General features: G+C 69.1%; 14 protein-coding genes and 1 pseudogene. 10 read left to right on the top strand and 5 right to left on the bottom strand.

Annotated features, from left to right (window positions below):
* Window positions 1-20: 20 nt before the first annotated feature.
* From OG205_RS10350 to OG205_RS10320, 7 genes are read left to right on the top strand one after another with little or no spacing between them, the layout of a single operon-like run.
* The gene (locus OG205_RS10350; RefSeq protein WP_330275976.1) at window positions 21-1,208 is read left to right on the top strand and encodes a substrate-binding domain-containing protein; all 1,188 of its coding nucleotides are present in this window, start codon (window positions 21-23) and stop codon (window positions 1,206-1,208) included.
* Window positions 1,209-1,216: 8 nt separating this feature from the next.
* A complete protein-coding gene (locus OG205_RS10345; protein WP_330278138.1) occupies window positions 1,217-1,996 on the top strand; it encodes an SCO3242 family prenyltransferase in 780 nt (259 codons plus the stop codon).
* A complete protein-coding gene (locus tag OG205_RS10340) occupies window positions 1,993-3,321 on the top strand; it encodes an EboA domain-containing protein (RefSeq protein WP_330275975.1) in 1,329 nt (442 codons plus the stop codon). Before OG205_RS10345 ends, OG205_RS10340 begins: the two co-directional genes overlap by 4 nt.
* Complete coding sequence (locus OG205_RS10335) at window positions 3,321-4,175, top strand: TatD family hydrolase (RefSeq protein WP_330275974.1); 855 nt, start codon at window positions 3,321-3,323, stop codon at window positions 4,173-4,175. Before OG205_RS10340 ends, OG205_RS10335 begins: the two co-directional genes overlap by 1 nt.
* Entirely contained in the window at window positions 4,172-5,263 is a 1,092-nt protein-coding gene (gene eboE, locus OG205_RS10330) for a metabolite traffic protein EboE (RefSeq protein ID WP_330275973.1), read from the top strand. The genes OG205_RS10335 and eboE overlap by 4 nt, the downstream gene beginning before the upstream one ends.
* On the top strand, window positions 5,260-6,648 hold the full coding sequence (locus OG205_RS10325) for a nucleotide pyrophosphatase/phosphodiesterase family protein (RefSeq protein ID WP_330275972.1): 1,389 nt from the start codon (window positions 5,260-5,262) through the stop codon (window positions 6,646-6,648). Before eboE ends, OG205_RS10325 begins: the two co-directional genes overlap by 4 nt.
* On the top strand, window positions 6,645-6,902 hold the full coding sequence (locus OG205_RS10320) for a helix-turn-helix domain-containing protein (protein ID WP_330275971.1): 258 nt from the start codon (window positions 6,645-6,647) through the stop codon (window positions 6,900-6,902). The genes OG205_RS10325 and OG205_RS10320 overlap by 4 nt, the downstream gene beginning before the upstream one ends.
* Before the next feature lie 26 nt (window positions 6,903-6,928).
* Here OG205_RS10320 and OG205_RS10315 read toward each other — a convergent pair whose 3' ends face one another.
* The 4 genes and pseudogenes from OG205_RS10315 to OG205_RS10300 form a co-directional block, all read right to left on the bottom strand.
* The gene (locus OG205_RS10315; RefSeq protein ID WP_330275970.1) at window positions 6,929-7,669 is read right to left on the bottom strand and encodes a FadR/GntR family transcriptional regulator; all 741 of its coding nucleotides are present in this window, start codon (window positions 7,667-7,669) and stop codon (window positions 6,929-6,931) included.
* A gap of 604 nt (window positions 7,670-8,273) precedes the next feature.
* Window positions 8,274-8,750 (bottom strand): HIT family protein, encoded by a 477-nt coding sequence (locus OG205_RS10310; RefSeq protein WP_330275969.1) that lies wholly within the window; start codon window positions 8,748-8,750, stop codon window positions 8,274-8,276.
* A gap of 252 nt (window positions 8,751-9,002) precedes the next feature.
* Window positions 9,003-9,671, bottom strand: coding sequence for a response regulator transcription factor (locus OG205_RS10305; protein WP_330278137.1), 669 nt, complete (start codon window positions 9,669-9,671; stop codon window positions 9,003-9,005).
* Between the two features lie 435 nt (window positions 9,672-10,106).
* Window positions 10,107-10,517, bottom strand: a pseudogene (locus OG205_RS10300) (histidine kinase); the annotation flags it as partial.
* A gap of 526 nt (window positions 10,518-11,043) precedes the next feature.
* Between OG205_RS10300 and OG205_RS10295 the strand changes: the two are divergent.
* The 3 genes from OG205_RS10295 (at window position 11,044) to OG205_RS46760 (ending at window position 13,917) form a co-directional block, all read left to right on the top strand.
* Complete coding sequence (locus OG205_RS10295; RefSeq protein ID WP_330275968.1) at window positions 11,044-12,483, top strand: alpha/beta hydrolase; 1,440 nt, start codon at window positions 11,044-11,046, stop codon at window positions 12,481-12,483.
* A gap of 26 nt (window positions 12,484-12,509) precedes the next feature.
* Window positions 12,510-13,151: a hypothetical protein gene (locus OG205_RS10290; RefSeq protein ID WP_330275967.1), complete on the top strand. Its 642-nt coding sequence runs from the start codon at window positions 12,510-12,512 to the stop codon at window positions 13,149-13,151.
* Between the two features lie 568 nt (window positions 13,152-13,719).
* The gene (locus OG205_RS46760; RefSeq protein WP_442916814.1) at window positions 13,720-13,917 is read left to right on the top strand and encodes a helix-turn-helix domain-containing protein; all 198 of its coding nucleotides are present in this window, start codon (window positions 13,720-13,722) and stop codon (window positions 13,915-13,917) included.
* Between the two features lie 20 nt (window positions 13,918-13,937).
* On the opposite strand, the gene OG205_RS10285 is transcribed toward OG205_RS46760, so the two are convergent.
* The gene (locus OG205_RS10285; RefSeq protein WP_330275966.1) at window positions 13,938-15,323 is read right to left on the bottom strand and encodes an alpha/beta hydrolase; all 1,386 of its coding nucleotides are present in this window, start codon (window positions 15,321-15,323) and stop codon (window positions 13,938-13,940) included.
* Window positions 15,324-15,699 lie beyond the last annotated feature (376 nt).

Genomic DNA, 15,699 nt, shown 5'->3' with positions numbered 1-15,699 from the left:
CGAAGCCGAGGAGCAAGCTCATGAACAGGAAATGGTCCGCCGCGGCCTTGGCGGGCGCTCTCACCCTGGCCGGCTGTTCCAGCGACCTTCCCTCCGCCCCGGCCCCAGGCGGCACGTCGGAATCCGCCAAGACTAAGTCGGAGTTCTTCGACCAGAACGAGTTCGAGCGCCAGCGGCGGTTCCGCGTCGCGAAGGCGGTCGGGCTGGACTCGCAGGACGGTGCCGCGAAGCCCTGGGAGCAGGCGCTCGAACCGCAACTGGTCGACACGGCCAAGTACGCCAAGCCGGGTGGCGGCTACCACCTCTGCTTCTCCAACGCCTCGGTGGACAACCCGTGGCGGCAGGTGGGGTTCAAGACCATGAAGGAGGAGGTGAAGCTGCACCCGGAGATCACCAAGTTCACCGTGCTGGACGCGGAGGCCAAGGACGACAAGCAGATCAGCGACATCCAGTCGCTGGCGTCGCAGGGGTGCAGCGCGCTGATCGTCTCGCCGAACACGACCGCCACGCTCACCCCGGCCGTGGAGGCCGCCTGCGCGACGGGCGTGCCCGTGATCGTCTTCGACCGCGGCGTCAAGACCAGCTGCCCGGTGACGTTCATCCACCCGATCGGCGGGTTCGCGTTCGGCGCGGACGGGGCCGAGTTCCTCAAGGACAAGGTGAAGCCGGGTGGCAAGGTCCTCGCGTTGCGCATCCTGCCCGGGGTCGACGTCCTGGAACAGCGCTGGGCGGCGGCGAACGAGATCTTCTCCGGCAGCCAGGTGAAGGTCGTGGGGGTCGAGTTCACCAACGGCGACGCGGCCAAGACCAAGAGCATCGTCAACGAGTACGTCCAGCGCGAAGGCAAGATCGACGGTGTCTGGATGGACGCGGGCGCCACCGCGGTCGCGGCCGTGGAGGCGTTTCAGGACGCCGGCGCGGCGATCCCGCCGTTCGTCGGTGAGGACCAGCAGGACTTCCTGCGGATGTGGGCCGACGAGAAGATGACCGCGGTCGCCCCGACCTATCCGACCTACCAGTGGCGCACCCCGATCATCGCAGCCCTGCGCGTCCTCGGCGGCAAGCAGGTGCCGCGGGAGTGGGTGCTGCCGCAGCCGAAGGTCACCCAGGACACCCTCGAGGACTTCATCAAACAGGACATGCCGCCGCTGCACTACGCCATGTGCGGCTGCGAGGCCATGCCCGGCTACCCGGCGCCCTGGAAGTAGCCGTGATGATCAAGGCGTACGTGGACCTGGTGCGGGCACCGGCGGCACTCACGGTGCTGGGTGACACGCTGGTCGGCGCGGGGAAACCTCTGCGGGGCAGGGGCTTGTTGCTTCCGCTGGCGTCCGTGTCGTTGTACTGGGCGGGAATGGCGCTCAACGACTGGGCCGACCGCGACCTGGACGCGGACGAACGGCCGGAACGGCCGATCCCGTCCGGCCGGATCAGCCCGGACGCCGCCCTGGCCGCCGCGGCCGGACTCACCGCGCTCGGCGTCGGTCTCGCCGCGGCGGCCGGCCGCAACGCGCTGCCGCTCGCCGCGGCGGTGTGGGCCTACGACACCGTGCTGAAGGCCACGCCAGCCGGGCCGTTCGCCATGGCCGCCTGCCGGGCGTTCGACGTCCTGCTGGGTGGCCGGGCCGTCCTGCCCGCCGGACTGATGGCCGCGCACACCCTCGGCGTGACCGTGTTGTCACGAGGCGAGGTGCACGGGACCTCACCTGGCACGGCGAAAGCAGTGCTGGCGGGCACGGTGCTGACGGCGGTCGCGGCGGGCGCCTGCACCCGGCGGTTCACCGGGATCGCGGCGGCGCTGGGCTACGCGGTCACGGTGGGGCGTGCGCAGTGGCAGGTGGTCCGGCAGCCGTCGGCCGAGTCCGTCCGCGCCGCGACGAAGGAGGGCATCCACGGCATGGTGCTGCTCCAGTCCGCGCTGGCCGAGCACGGTGCCGCGCTGCCGCTGGTACTGCCGCTCGCTCAGGCGCTGAGCAGGAAGGTGAGTCCCACATGACGTTCCACCTCGGCTACGGCACCAACGGGTTCGCCAACCACCGGCTCGACGACGCGCTCGCCGTGATCGCCGATCTCGGCTACACGGCGGTGGCGCTCACCCTCGATCACCACCACCTGGACCCGTTCGCCGACGACGTCGTCAAACAGACCGAACGGGCTGCCGCGCGTCTGCAGGAACTGGGACTGCGCGTCGTCGTGGAGACCGGCGCGCGGTACCTGCTCGACCCGTGCCGCAAGCACCACCCGACGCTGGTGAGCGAGGGCCAGGCGGTACGGGTCGATTTCCTGGTGCGTGCCAAGCAGATCGCGCTGGATCTCGGCGCGGACTGCGTGTCGTTCTGGTCGGGTGTGGGATCCGCGGACGCCTGGGACCACCTGAAGTCGGGCGTCGCCGCGGTGCTGGAGAGCGGGCCATCCGTCCCACTGGGACTGGAGCCGGAGCCGGGAATGGTCGTGGAACGGCTGGACCAGGCACTGCGGCTGCGGACCGAGCTCGGGAACCCGGACCTGCTGCGGATCACCCTCGACGTCGGGCACTGCGTCGCGGTCGAGCCGCAGGACGCGGCGGCGTGCATCAGGCAAGCCGGCGAGCTGCTCGTCAACGTGCAGCTCGACGACATGCTGCCGGATGTGCACGAGCACCTGGAGTTCGGTGAGGGACAGCTGGACCTGCCCGCCACACTCGCCGCACTGACCGGCATCGGCTACACCGGCGTCGCCGCGGTGGAGCTGCCCCGGCACAGCCACGCCGCACCGGACGTGGCGGCGCGGGCACTGCGAGCGCTGCGCGCGGCGGAGTGGCTGGCCGACGCGGAACGGGCGGTCCGCGCCGATCCCGGCGTGATCGACACCCTCTTCCCCGCGGCGGGAAGGGCGGTCGGAGCGGGACAGGACGCCGCACGGGTTCGCCTGCTCACCGCATTCGCCGACGTGTCCGACGATCCGGTCGACGGCTTCACGAGGCTCTACCGGTACGGCACGTCCGCGGAACGGCGAGGTGTCCTGCGCGGGCTCGCCGAGATGGGGGACCGTGCTCCGGCCGCCGGGATCACGTTGGTCGAGGACGCCCTGCGCAGCAACGAGACCGGCCTGGTCGCGGCGGCGCTCGGCCCGTTCGCCACCAGGCACCTCGGCCGGCACGCGTGGCGGCACGGCGTGCTCAAGTGCCTGTTCATGGGCATTCCACTGGCCGTGGTCGACGGTCTCGACCGGCACTCGGACGCGGAGCTGCTGCGCATGGTGGCCGCGTTCGCCGACGAACGCCGCGCGGCCGGCCGTCCCGTGCCCGCCGACGCTCTCGCCCTGCTCGGAAAGGCATCGTGATGCGCATCTTCGACCCGCACATCCACATGACGTCCCGCACCACCGACGACTACGAGGCCATGCGCGACGCCGGCGTGCGAGCGCTGGTCGAGCCCGCGTTCTGGCTCGGCCAGCCCCGGACGAACGTCGGCTCGTTCGTCGACTACTTCGACAGCCTGCTCGGGTGGGAGCGGTTCCGCGCCGCCCAGTTCGGCATCGCACACCACTGCGCGCTCGCCCTGAACCCCAAGGAGGCCAACGACCCCCGGTGCGCCGAGGTGCTGGACGTGCTGCCGCGCTATCTGGCCAAGGACGGTGTGGTCGCGGTCGGCGAGGTCGGGTACGACTCGATGACGCCGGAGGAGGACGACGCGTTCGCGCGCCAACTGGAACTGGCACTGCGGTACGACCTGCCGGTCCTCGTGCACACACCGCACCGGGACAAGCAGGAGGGCACGAAGCGAACGCTGGACGTGGTCCGCGAGTCGGGCCTGGCACCGCACCGCGTCCTGGTCGACCACCTCAACGAGACCACCGTCGCGATGGTGGCGGACGCGGGCTGCTGGATGGGGTTCTCCGTCTACCCGGACACCAAGATGGACGAGGCGCGGATGGTGGCGCTGCTCGCCGAGTACGGCACCGGGCGGATGCTGGTCAACTCCGCTGCCGACTGGGGCCGGTCCGATCCGCTGAAGACCCGCAAGACCGGGTTGGCGATGCTGGACGCCGGGTTCGCCGAGTCCGAAGTGGACACGGTGTTGTGGCGCAACCCGGTCGAGTTCTACGGCCAGAGCGGCAGGCTGGCGCTCGAACCGGTGGCGGCGGGCGCGGTCGACGTGGCCACCGGCAGCTCGGTGCTGCGGGGTGAACGGTGATCGCCTACTGCACCAACGTCCACCCCGCTCCCGACCTCGCGGGCATCCTGGCCCAGCTCGACCGGTACGCGGTCCGGGTGAGAGAGGCGCTGGAGGCGGACACGCTCGCACTGGGACTGTGGCTGCCCGCGCCGGTCGCACGAGGACTCGCGGAGGACGGCACCGCACGGCAGCACTTCCGCGCCGAGCTCGCGAGCAGAGGGCTGACGGTCTCGACGCTCAACGCGTTCCCGTACGGCGACTTCCACGACGAGGTGGTCAAATACGCGGTGTACTTCCCGACGTGGACCGATCCGCGCCGCCTGCGGTACACGGTGGACTGTGCGGCCGTGCTGGCCGACCTGCTGCCCGATTCCGCGTCGTACGGCAGCATCTCGACCCTGCCGCTGGCCTGGCGGGAGCCGTGGACGGGCCGCGACGACGACCGTGCCGCTGAGGCTCTCGCCGAACTCACCCTGTCCTTGCGCGCCGAGACCCACCGGCACGGCAGGCCGATCAGGCTGGCCGTCGAGCCGGAACCGGGCTGTGTGCTGGACACCGTCGCCGACGCGGTCGGCTGGCTGGCCGGCCGGGTCGATCCCGCCCACGTCGGGATCTGCCTGGACACCTGTCACCTCGCGGTGTCGTTCGCCGATCCGGCCGAGGCGGTCGCGTCGATCCGCGCAGCGGGGCTGGACGTGGTCAAGGTGCAGGCGTCGGCGGCACTGGAGGTGGCGGAGCCGGGTACCGCGGCGGGCAGGAGGGCGGTCGCCGCGTACAGCGAACCCCGCTACCTGCACCAGGTCCGGGAGAACACCCCCGGCGGTGTCCTGGCGGCGGACGACCTGCCGGAGGCGTTCGAGACCCTGCCGGCCGAGCACCCGTGGCGCGTGCACTTCCACGTGCCGCTGCACGCTGTTCCGCCCGCACCGCTCACGTCGACCACGGACGTGCTCGTGGCCGCGGTGGCGGCGGTGGACCCCGGCACCCACGTCGAAGTGGAGACCTACACCTGGACCGTACTGCCTGGTGCGGGTGATCTCGCCGACGGCATCGCGGCGGAACTGCGCTGGGCGAAGCAGCACTTGCGGACGGGGGTGGCGGTGTGAAACCACTGGTGGTCCTCAACGTCGTCGGCATGACCCCTGCGCTCCTCGAACACATGCCCACTCTGTCCCGGCTGGGCTGGCAGGCGGAACTGGGCACGGTGCTGCCCGCCGTGACGTGCAGCGCGCAGGCCACGCTGCTCACCGGCCTCACCCCGGCACAGCACGGGATCGTCGGCAACGGCTGGTACTTCCGCGACCTGGGCGAGATTCACCTGTGGCGTCAGCACAACCGCCTCGTCGGCGGAGAGAAGCTCTGGGAGACCGCGCGTCGCGCCCATCCCGGCTACACCGCCGCCAACATCTGCTGGTGGTACGCGATGGGCGCCTCGACCGACATCACCGTGACCCCTCGGCCGATCTACCACGCGGACGGGCGCAAGTCCCCGGACTGCTACGTCCGCCCACCCGGCCTGCACGACGAACTCACCGAAGCCCTGGGCGAGTTCCCGCTCTTCCAGTACTGGGGGCCCACAGCGGCACTGGCGTCGAGCGAGTGGATCATCGGCGCCGCGCGGAAGGTCCTCGTCGAGAAGCGGCCCGACCTGTTGCTGGTCTACGTGCCACATCTGGACTACGACCTGCAGCGGTTCGGACCGTCCTCACCGCAGGCGGTCAAGGCGGCGGCAGACGTGGACCGGGCGCTGGCACCTCTGCTGGCCGACGCGTCGGACGCCACCATCGTGGCGTTGTCGGAGTACGGCATCACCGACGCACGCCGCCCAGTCGACATCAACCGGGCGTTGCGAGCCGCAGGCCTGCTCGAGGTCTACGCACAGGCGGGCATGGAGTACCTGGATCCGTGGACGTCACGGGCGTTCGCGGTGGCCGACCACCAGATCGCGCACGTGTACGTCGCCGATCCCGCAGACCTCCCGAGGACGAGGGCGGTCCTCGCGGACCTTCCCGGTGTCGACGTGCTGTACGACCGGGACGCGCAGGCGTCCGTCGGGCTGGACCACGAGCGGTCCGGTGAACTGGTGGCGGTGGCCGAACCGGACGCCTGGTTCACCTACTACTACTGGACCGACGACCACCGCGCACCGGACTTCGCCCGTGGCGTGGACATCCACCGCAAACCCGGCTACGACCCCGCGGAACTGTTCTTCGACCCGGCCGACCCGTTCGTCAAGGCCAGAGCCGGGGTGAACCTGGCCCGCAAGAAGCTGGGGCTGAGATACACGATGAACGTTGTGCCTCTGAACCCTTCCTGCGTGCGCGGCACGCACGGCAGGCTGCCCGACCGGGCGGCGGACGGGCCGGTGCTGTTGTGCTCGGATCCGGTGGTACCGCGATCGGTCGAGCACACCGGCAGGATCACCGCGACCGAAGTCCACACTCTCCTGCTCGAGCTGCAGGGGATTACAGCGAAGGACCTCAGCCGATGATCAGCTCCCCGATCGAGGCGCACCCAAATCGCGACTTCTCCGTGATGGTGGCCGAGGAGCCCACGGCGGCGACCCAGCGCCTGCTGAGGCTCATGCGAACGGGCGCGTCCGACCCCGCGATCGCCCGCGAACTCGGTATCAGCCTGCGCACCCTGTACCGGCGCATCGCCCGCCTGCAGTCGTTGCTCGGCGTGCAGTCGCGGTTCCAGCTCGGCGTGCTCGCAGCCGAGCTGGGGTGGCTCCATCCGGGTTGAACGAGACGCCAGTCCTGAGCAGGCGGTCACCCGAACACGCGGCGCTGGATCTCCCGCCGGTAGTCCTCGAGGGTCCTGTCGACGTGCACGGCGGCGGCCGCCGCAGCAGCGTCCTCGTTCCCCTCACGGATGGCCCGGTAGATCGCGGCGTGCTCCTCCACCGCCTCCGCGGTGTGACTGCCGACCTCGCCGTTCATCCCGATGACGTTGGACTGGCGCTGCAAGCGGCGCGCCTCACGCACCGCCGCGAGGAGGAACTGGTTGTGTGACGCGGCCGCGATGCCCAGGTGGAAGTCGTCGTCGCCGCGATCGAACAACGCCGCCTGCCCGGTGACATGCCCTTCCCGGCACAGCTCGGCGGCGACCTCGATGGCGCGCAGCTCGGCAGGCGTCGCGCGGGTGGCCGCGATCCTCGCGGCCGCGGCCTCCTGGACCCGGCGGAACTCGAAGAGCATGTAGACGTGGTCGAGGTCGGTGGGTATGAAGGAGCCACCCCACCGGGACGAACTCAGCATCCCGTCGTCGTCGGCCACGTAGAGCCCGCGCCCCCTGTGCGCACGCACCCTGCCGAGCGCCGAGAGAATCTTCACCGCCTCCCGGACCACCGTCCGGCTGGTCCCCATCCGCCCGGCGAGCTCGTTCTCGGTCGGCATGCGATCGCCGGGACGCAACTCCAGCTCCGCGATGAGCTGCAGGATCCGCTCCGCCACCAGCTCGTAGCCCGGCCGGTAGGCGGTGGGCAGTGCGTAAGCGGCTTCAGCGTCCACCGAGGGACTCCTCGTCATGAGTACGAGTTTGCTTCTGGCAACGAGAGTACAGACGCCCTGGACGAGCAGGACCATCCATCGGACGAGGAATCAAAGCTGGAAATGCCGGCGTTCGAACGTCGTTTCAGTACGCGGACAAGTGTGCTCATTCGATGGCGTCGAGCTCACCGGTGCATGGTCGGTGGTGTCGTCGTTGGCTCGTGAGCTCAACGAGCGTGGGGTGGTGTGCCCGTCGGGTGCCGATCAGGTGTGGAATCGAAGCAGCACAACCGGCCACGGGCTGGGAGAAGGGCCATGCGCGTCAAGTACTCGCGACTTACCAAGCGCACTACAACGAGCATCGGCCTCACCGCCCAGGCTTCCCGAGTGCTGACGTTCCCTTCAAAGTGACCACAAGCCGCGCCACGAAAGCGGAAACTGTTATTCATGCGCGGAAGCTACGGCGGTTCCAGCTCCGCTGGGCTGGGACGCCGGAAGCTAGTCGCCGCCGTCCCAGCGGTACGGGCCGACCTGGACGGATTGGCCGAAAGTCGGAGCGTGCACCATCTTTCCGGCGTCGAGGTACAGGCCGACTTGTGCGGGTGATCGAGTCAAGCGCAGTGCGCTATTGCTCTGTGTTGGCGGGCGCTGCTGGTGCGTCGGCGTCGATGACGTCCAGCCCCTGGCGAACGGCACTGGCTTCTTCGTCGAGCAGATGGCGAGCACGGGTGGCCCAGTCCGCGTCGATGCGGAAGCTGTCGCCGCGGAAGCGTGGAAAGACGTGCAGATGGAAGTGGAAGATCTCCTGGAAGGCGGCTTCTCCATCTGCGAGGAACACGTTGACGCCCTCGCAGCGCAGACCAGAGCGTCGAAGGGCGCGGCCGACGCGGTGGCCGATCCTCCAGACGTGTGTGCTCGTCTCCTCGTCCAGGTCTTCCAGCCCGACGGCATGCAGCCGTGGCACTACGAGGACGTGCCCCGGCGTCACCGCGCCGAGGTCCATGAACGCAACGACTCGATCATCTGCATATGCCACGCTCGCCTCGGCCTCTCCGGCGACGATGGCGCAGAAGACGCATTTCTCTGGCCTCTGGTCATTCACGTGCAAAGCGTTGCAGCTGCGTCGTGGGCGACGCGAGCGAGTTTCACTCGGTCTGAACGCATGGTCAGGGTCTGTCAAACGAACGGTGTAACTCGAGTTGAAGAAGACTACTTGCGTCCGGCGGCCAGACGAACCTGCAGCAGCTTGATCCTCAGGTCAGACCCGTTGGGCCATGTTTTGGCACACCACAGGCTACGACACCATGATCCTTCTTGCTGGACGACGCTGGACTGTCGCCACGGTCTGACTATCTCAGTTCTCCGCGTCGCGGACCACAAGTGCAATCTGTACCCGGTTCTCCACCGCCAGCTTGGCGAACAGGTTGCCGGTGTGCGCTTTCACCGTGGCAACACTGATGTGCAGTCGTTCGGCGATCTCCGGGTTGCTCAGTCCGTCCGCGATGGCCCGTGCGGTGTCGAGCTCGCGTTCGGTCAAAGTGGACAGTCTCGCTCGCGCGGCCTCACGGCGGGGTTTGGAGGGCCGTGGCCCGGTGGCGGCGGCGATCACCCGCGCTGTGGCAGCCGGGGACAGCACAGGGTTGCCCTCGGCGACTGTGCGCACCGCGTCCACGATGCGCGCGGGTGGGGTGTCCTTGAACACGAAGCCGAGTGCTCCGGCTTCCAGAGCGCTGAGCACCAGGTCGTCGGAGTCGAAGGTGGTCAGCATGAGCACCTTGGGCGGTGACGGGCGGGTGAGCAGTTCCCTGGTGGCGCTGAGTCCGTCGCGGCCGGGCATGCGCACGTCCATCAGCACCACGTCCGGCCGTTGCTGTTCGACGACGGTGAGCGCGACCTCTCCGTCGGCTGCTTCCGCGACCACGGTCAGGTCCGGCTCGCCGTCGAGGAGCAGCCGCAGGGCCATCCGCACCAACTGGTCGTCGTCGACGATGACCACCCGCGTCGGTTCGTGCTCGCTGTCCACTCGGCCTCTCCCAGTCCGGTTCTGCCAGGGTAGTCGCGCGGCGAGGAGATAGCCGTTGGGCGTCGGGCGGTGGTTCAGGGTGCCTCCGGCGAGGGCGACGCGCTCGGTGAGTCCTGGCAGCCCGAATCCGGAGGATGGTGGCCGGGCGCTGGTCTTGGTGGCTGGTGAGTTGTGGACGCTCACGCGCAGTTCGTCGCCGGCCGTTCCCTCCAGGGTGACCTGTACTTCGGCTCCAGGAGCGTGTTTGGCGGCGTTGGTCAGTCCTTCTTGGACGATGCGGTAGCAGGTTCGCCCGATGAGCTCAGGTGGTTCGCCGACCACGGTGCTCGTCAGCGTGACGTCCATTCCGGAGGCGCGGGAGTCGGCGATCAGGGCGGGCAGGCGGTCGAGCGAGGGTTGCGGTGGTTCCGGGCGGTCAGGATCGCCGCGGAGCACACCGAGCACGTCCCGCAGTTCTTCCAGTGCGAGCTGGGAACCGTCGGCGATGCCGCGGACCAGCAGACGGGTGTCCTCTGCCGTCAGGTCGGCGCGGTGGTCCAGCACACCGGCCTGCATGGCCACCAGCGAGATCCGGTGTGCGAGCACGTCGTGCATCTCCCGGGCGATCCGGTTCCGCTCCTGGGCGCGGGCCTGCGCGGCTCGTGCGTGCTGTTCCCGTTCCGCGCTTTCGGCTCGTTCCAGCAGGGATCGCGCTTCGACCCGCTGGGCGCCAACAGCCACGCCGATGGCCACTGCGGTGCCCGCGCACAGCAGCGGAAAAACGAGCGCGAGCCACACCGGAACCGATGGGACGCCGATCGGGTAGATGCCCGCGAGCACCTGCGAGGCGGTCACGAAGGCCAGCATCACCACGCCGATCTCGACCGGGCGGCGGCGGGTGGAGAGCGAGCACAGGGCCAGCAGCGCCGCGCCCGCGGCCAGCGTCGACGCGCTGGAAGCGACCGTGACCGCGGTGGCCACCGCGAGCGGGAAACGCTGTCGCCACGGCAGCAGCGCCAGGCAGGCGAGCGCGACCAGCGGATCACCGGTGACCAGCCAGGAACACGTGTTCGCCGCGCATCCCGGCGGTACCAGCACCGCGGTGGCGAACCAGAAGGGGATGCCCAGCAGCGCGGCCACCACCAGCCGCCACGCCTGCCCCCACCACCTCGCCGACCGTGGTGCCGAATCCGTGCTCACCTGGTCATTGTCACGAAAGTCCGAGGCCGTCGCAGGAGCCCCAGGTCCAGTCCACCTCCGACCTTGGTCGCATCGGCGCACTCGACCCAGGTCGGGGGTGGCCGAGCCGCAGGACCGATGTGGTCGCGGAGCGGAATGGACAGAGTTGTTCCCAGCCGGGCACGTACCCGCGAGCTTCGACAGGAGGACAAAGATGCGCAGGACCTTGCCGGTCGCCCTCGTCGTGACCGCCCTGCTGGCCACCGCCGTTCCCGCCGGCTCCGCAGCGGCGCAGACCTTGACGTGGGGTGCCTGCCCAGAGGGCGCGGCCGCACCACGGCTCGAGTGCTCGACCCTCGAAGTCCCGCTGGACCACCACAACCCCGGCGGCGAGCGGATCGAGATCGCGATCTCCCGCCTGGCCAGCGAGAACCCGGCCAAGCGACGTGGTGTGTTGCTGACCAATCCGGGCGGCCCTGGCGGAGGAGGGCTCGGCTATCCCGCCTTGCTCGCCAGTTCCGGCCTGCCGCAGGAAGTGCTGGACTCCTACGACATCATCGGGTTCGACCCGCGCGGTGTCGGCCGCAGCACGCCGGTGACCTGCGAGCTGACCCCGGAGCAGCAGGCACGAGGCGCCTTCGCGTCCTACGCGCACACCTCGGCCGATGTCACCCGCGAAGCCGGCTATGCGCGCTCCATCGCCCAGCAGTGCACCACTTCGCCGACCGGCAGGATGCTGCCGCACACCACCACCGCGAACACCGCTCGCGACATGGAGCGGATCCGGAAGGCGTTGGGCGAACAGAAGATCTCCTTCCTCGGCGCGTCTTACGGCACCTACCTCGGTGCCGTGTACGCGACGATGTTCCCCGACCGCGGCGATCGCGTCGTGCTCGACAGCAACCTGGGGCCCGGCGGGTACGACGTCACAGCCATGCGCAGGTTCGCCCGCGGGTTTCAGGACCGGTTCCCGGACTTCGCCGCCTATGCCGCGGCGCACCCCGAACACGGGCTGGGCACGACCCCGGAGCAGGTGACCGCCAAGTACTTCGACCTGGCGAAGCGGCTGGACGCCAAGCCGGTCCAGGGCGTGAACGGGATGGCGTTCCGCGGGATCACCTTCGAGTACCTCTACAGCGACGCCGCCCTGCCCGCTCTGGCCAAGACCTGGCAGGCGATCGAGGCGAACCAGCCGGTGCCCCTGCCGCCGACGACCGACCGCGACAACTCCATGTCCGCCCGGCTGTACGTGATCTGCGGTGACTCACGCTGGCCGGACTCGGTCCACGACTACCAGCGCGCGGTCGCCGTCGACCGGGTGAAGTACCCGATGCTCGGCGCGGTCACGGCCAACATCGGGCCCTGCGCGTTCTGGCCGGACCAGCACACCGAGCCGCCGGTGCGCATCGGGGACCGAGGCCCGTCGAACGTGCTGCTGCTGCAGAACGAGCGCGACCCCGGCACGCCGTTGACCGGTGCGCAGGAACTCCGGCGGGCACTCGGAAATCGGGCCACGCTGGTGACCGCCGATGAGGGCGGGCACGGCATCTACCCGTGGGGTGACAACCACTGCGCCAAAGACGCGGCGACGAAGTTCCTGACCACCGGCCAACGCCCGCAGGACCTCGCCTGCGCCGCGGCACCGGGCCGATGAGCGGGAGGCCGGCCGTGTTCGAAGAAATGCGAAACCGCCGAGCCGCCCGCCGGATCAAGTCCGGTGACGGGCACGCGCTGCCGCGGTTCCGGTGGTGGCAGCTGCTCGGCCGCTCCCTGTTCTACCTCCGGCTGCCCGACGGCGACGGTGGCCACACCGTCTACTCCGTCGACGTCCGGCACAACCGCACCGACGACTCCGGTTTCGCCAACGCCGACCTGTACGTCGACGGCAGGCACCACGCCCGGTCCCGGCTACCGGCCGCGTTTCCCGTCCCAGGCGGCAAGATCGAGGTGAGGAAGAGCGCTTTCGGGCTCAAGCGGTGCCACTACGTCACCGCCGACGGGTCCGAGCACCGGCTCCAACCGGACCGCTCCTCGGCGGAAGGGCGCCGGGAGCACCTCGACCGCGCCCACCCGGCGCTCAGCCGCGGGATCAGCTACTCCTCGACGATCGTGCTCCTCGTCTCGCTGGCAGTCCTGGTCATGCAACTGCTCGAAAAGCTGACCCAGCCGGCACCGATCGCGGCGCAGATCGGAGTCTTCACCTCACCGATCGACCTGCCGACGTGGCTCAACATCGCGTTGGGGGTCGTGGCCGCACTGGCCAGCACGGAACGGGCGTTGAGGCTGCGCTTCAACTGGCTGCTCGACGGCGGGGCCGGATAGTTCTGTTGTTCGGTCACACGGATGTCGAGAACAGCGAGAGGGTTCCACCGTTCGCGGATGCAGGCCGCAGGGCCTGGTCAACTGGCGATCGAGGGACGACTCCTCTTTCGTGAAGTGTCGATGATCGGGGTGGCGTTTGGGTTTCTGGTCAGTGCGTGCGCTGGTGTTCCTCGCACGTCTGGATCGGGATCCGGGGCCGTAGTCGGGGCGGTGGTTGCCGAGGCCGTTGAAGCCGAGGTAGTAGTCACCGACCTGGTTCTGGGCCTGGTTGATCACGTGGGTGATGGTGAACCGGTACGTGGCGGCTGTACGAGGCGCCAGGTCAGCACCGGAGGTTGGTCAATGCGATGGTTGTTGTTCCCTTTGTTCTGGCAGTGGGACAGCGCGAGCGCAGTGCCTTTGGCCAAGGCTCGGACATGGCTGACAAAGCTCTGACACAGCGATGAGCAGAGACGGTTCCTTCTGCCAGCAGGAGTTGACGGGCCCTGTTCTCTTCTGCCGTTGCGCTTCATCCCTGCCCGACATCGGCCGTCCTGGATTTGTCCTCGGATGGCCGACACCTTGAGTCCTGACAGCGTGTGCTGTTGGGCGAAAGGAGGCGTCCCGCCGGGATGCGGTGGACTTGATGCTGGCCGATGATCGGCCGATCCGACAGATCGCGGAGCAACTGGGGTTCTCGCACGAGACGTTGCGGTCGTGGGTGCGGGATGCGCGGCGGGCGGGAGACCCGAAGCTACTGATTGATCTCCGAGCACCGTGCCGTTGAAATCTATGCGCATCCTCGGGTCAGCCCACGCACATCTGCCCGGCCGGAGGCAGTGTGCCGTCGACGAAGAACCGGTCGACGGCTGAGGTGATGCAGTCGGTTTTGCCGTAGGCGCCGTGGTCGGTGGCCTGGCGCGTCAACAGCCTGCCCGCGCCCAGGTTCTCGGCCGTGCGCACCGCCCAGTCGTACGGGGTGGCGGTGTCGTGCGTCGTGCCGACGACCAGGACCGGAACCGGCGAGGTGATCCGGTGTGGTCGGTAGGTGGCGGGCGCGGGCCACTGGTTGCACACCGTGGTGGCGGCGAACAACCTGCCGAAGAGCGGATAGCGGGCCGCCGCGACCTCGCTGTCGTCGATGACCTGCTGTGCCGACCGGTGATCGGGCAGGTCGAGGCAGTTCACGTTGTTGTTGAGCACTTCGCCGGAGACGTCGGGTCCTTTGTCCGGCTGGTAGGTGCCCGCGAGGACCTTGGTGAGGTGCTCGTCGATCTTCGGCCAGGACGAGGGGGAGGTCAGGTTGCCGACGATCTCGCCGCCGACGGCGGGTTCCTCGGCGATGAGCGGGGCCAGCCGGGACTGCACGTCCGGCAACGTCATACCGGTCAGCGGGCAGCCTGCGCGATCCGCGCAGGTCGTGACGTAGTCGGTGAACGCCTCTTCCCTGGCGCGGGTCGCGCCGTCGATGAACTCGCCGTTCTCACTGGTGGTGTCGACCACCGAGTCGATCGTCATGCGACCGACCCGGTGCGGGAAGAGGTCGGCGTAGAACTGCCCGATCCGGGTGCCGTAGGAACCGCCGTAGTAGTTGAGCTTCTTCTCGCCCAGCTGTGTGCGCAGGTGGTCCAGGTCCCGCGCGTTGCTCATGGTGTCGACGGTGTCGAACAGCGGTCCCACGGCTTTGCGGCACGCGGTGGCCCAGGCGGCGGTGATCTGTTCGAACTGCTCCCGTTCGCTGACCGATGTGGGGATGCCATCGGAGTTCTTGGCGATGCCGGGGCATCTGATCGGCGCCGAGCCGCCGACTCCTCGCGGATCCCACGAGACGATGTCGAAGGACGACCGCAGCGCGCTGCCGAACCTGCTCGCGAAACCGATCAGGAACTGCGTGCCGGGGATGCCGGGGCCGCCGGGGTTGACCACGACCGACCCGCGCCGCTCACCCGTCGCGGGGAGCCGGGCGACCTTGAGTGAAATGCTGTCGTCGTTGGGTTTCTGCCAGTGGACGGGCACCTGCACCTGGCCGCACTCGAGGGCGACGTTGCCCGCGGGGCAGGGCTGCCAGGTGATGGCGCCCGTGTGGTGCTCCACGGTGCTGGCGGTGTCCGTGCCGGCTAAGGCCACTCCGGCTGCCGCTGCGGCGGCAGCGGTGACGCCGGCGACGATCAGCGCCGTCGTTCTGCGGATCATGATGCTCCTTGGAATTGCTTGCAGGACAAGACGAGGATCGAAGGCCACGGCCGGACCGAGGACTGCTGGCGACTAGCGGTGGTGAACCGGCGAGGAGTCCTGCCCGCCGCCGAACCCTTCCGGGACAACAGTTCCGGGGTGTCCGTGATGAACGTTGTCGGCCAGTGGAAGGTGACGGTCTGTACGGGACAGACAGTGCTTGCCGGACGGATCGTCGAGCGTCCGACTGTGGTCGCGTTCTCACGTACGACTTCAGGATGATTTTGAATGGGTTGTTGACCCGCGCGACCTCCGCCTCACGTTCGGTGTCGCTGTGCCGATCGCATGCCCGCCTCAGCACATCGCCGGCACCCCACGTCTGCACCACACTCACGGC

The organism is Lentzea sp. NBC_00516, from assembly GCF_036346835.1.
GTDB classification, from domain to species: Bacteria; Actinomycetota; Actinomycetes; order Mycobacteriales; family Pseudonocardiaceae; genus Lentzea; species Lentzea sokolovensis.
Note: the sequence above shows the minus strand (reverse complement) of the source record. Positions and strands in the feature narration are given on the sequence as shown.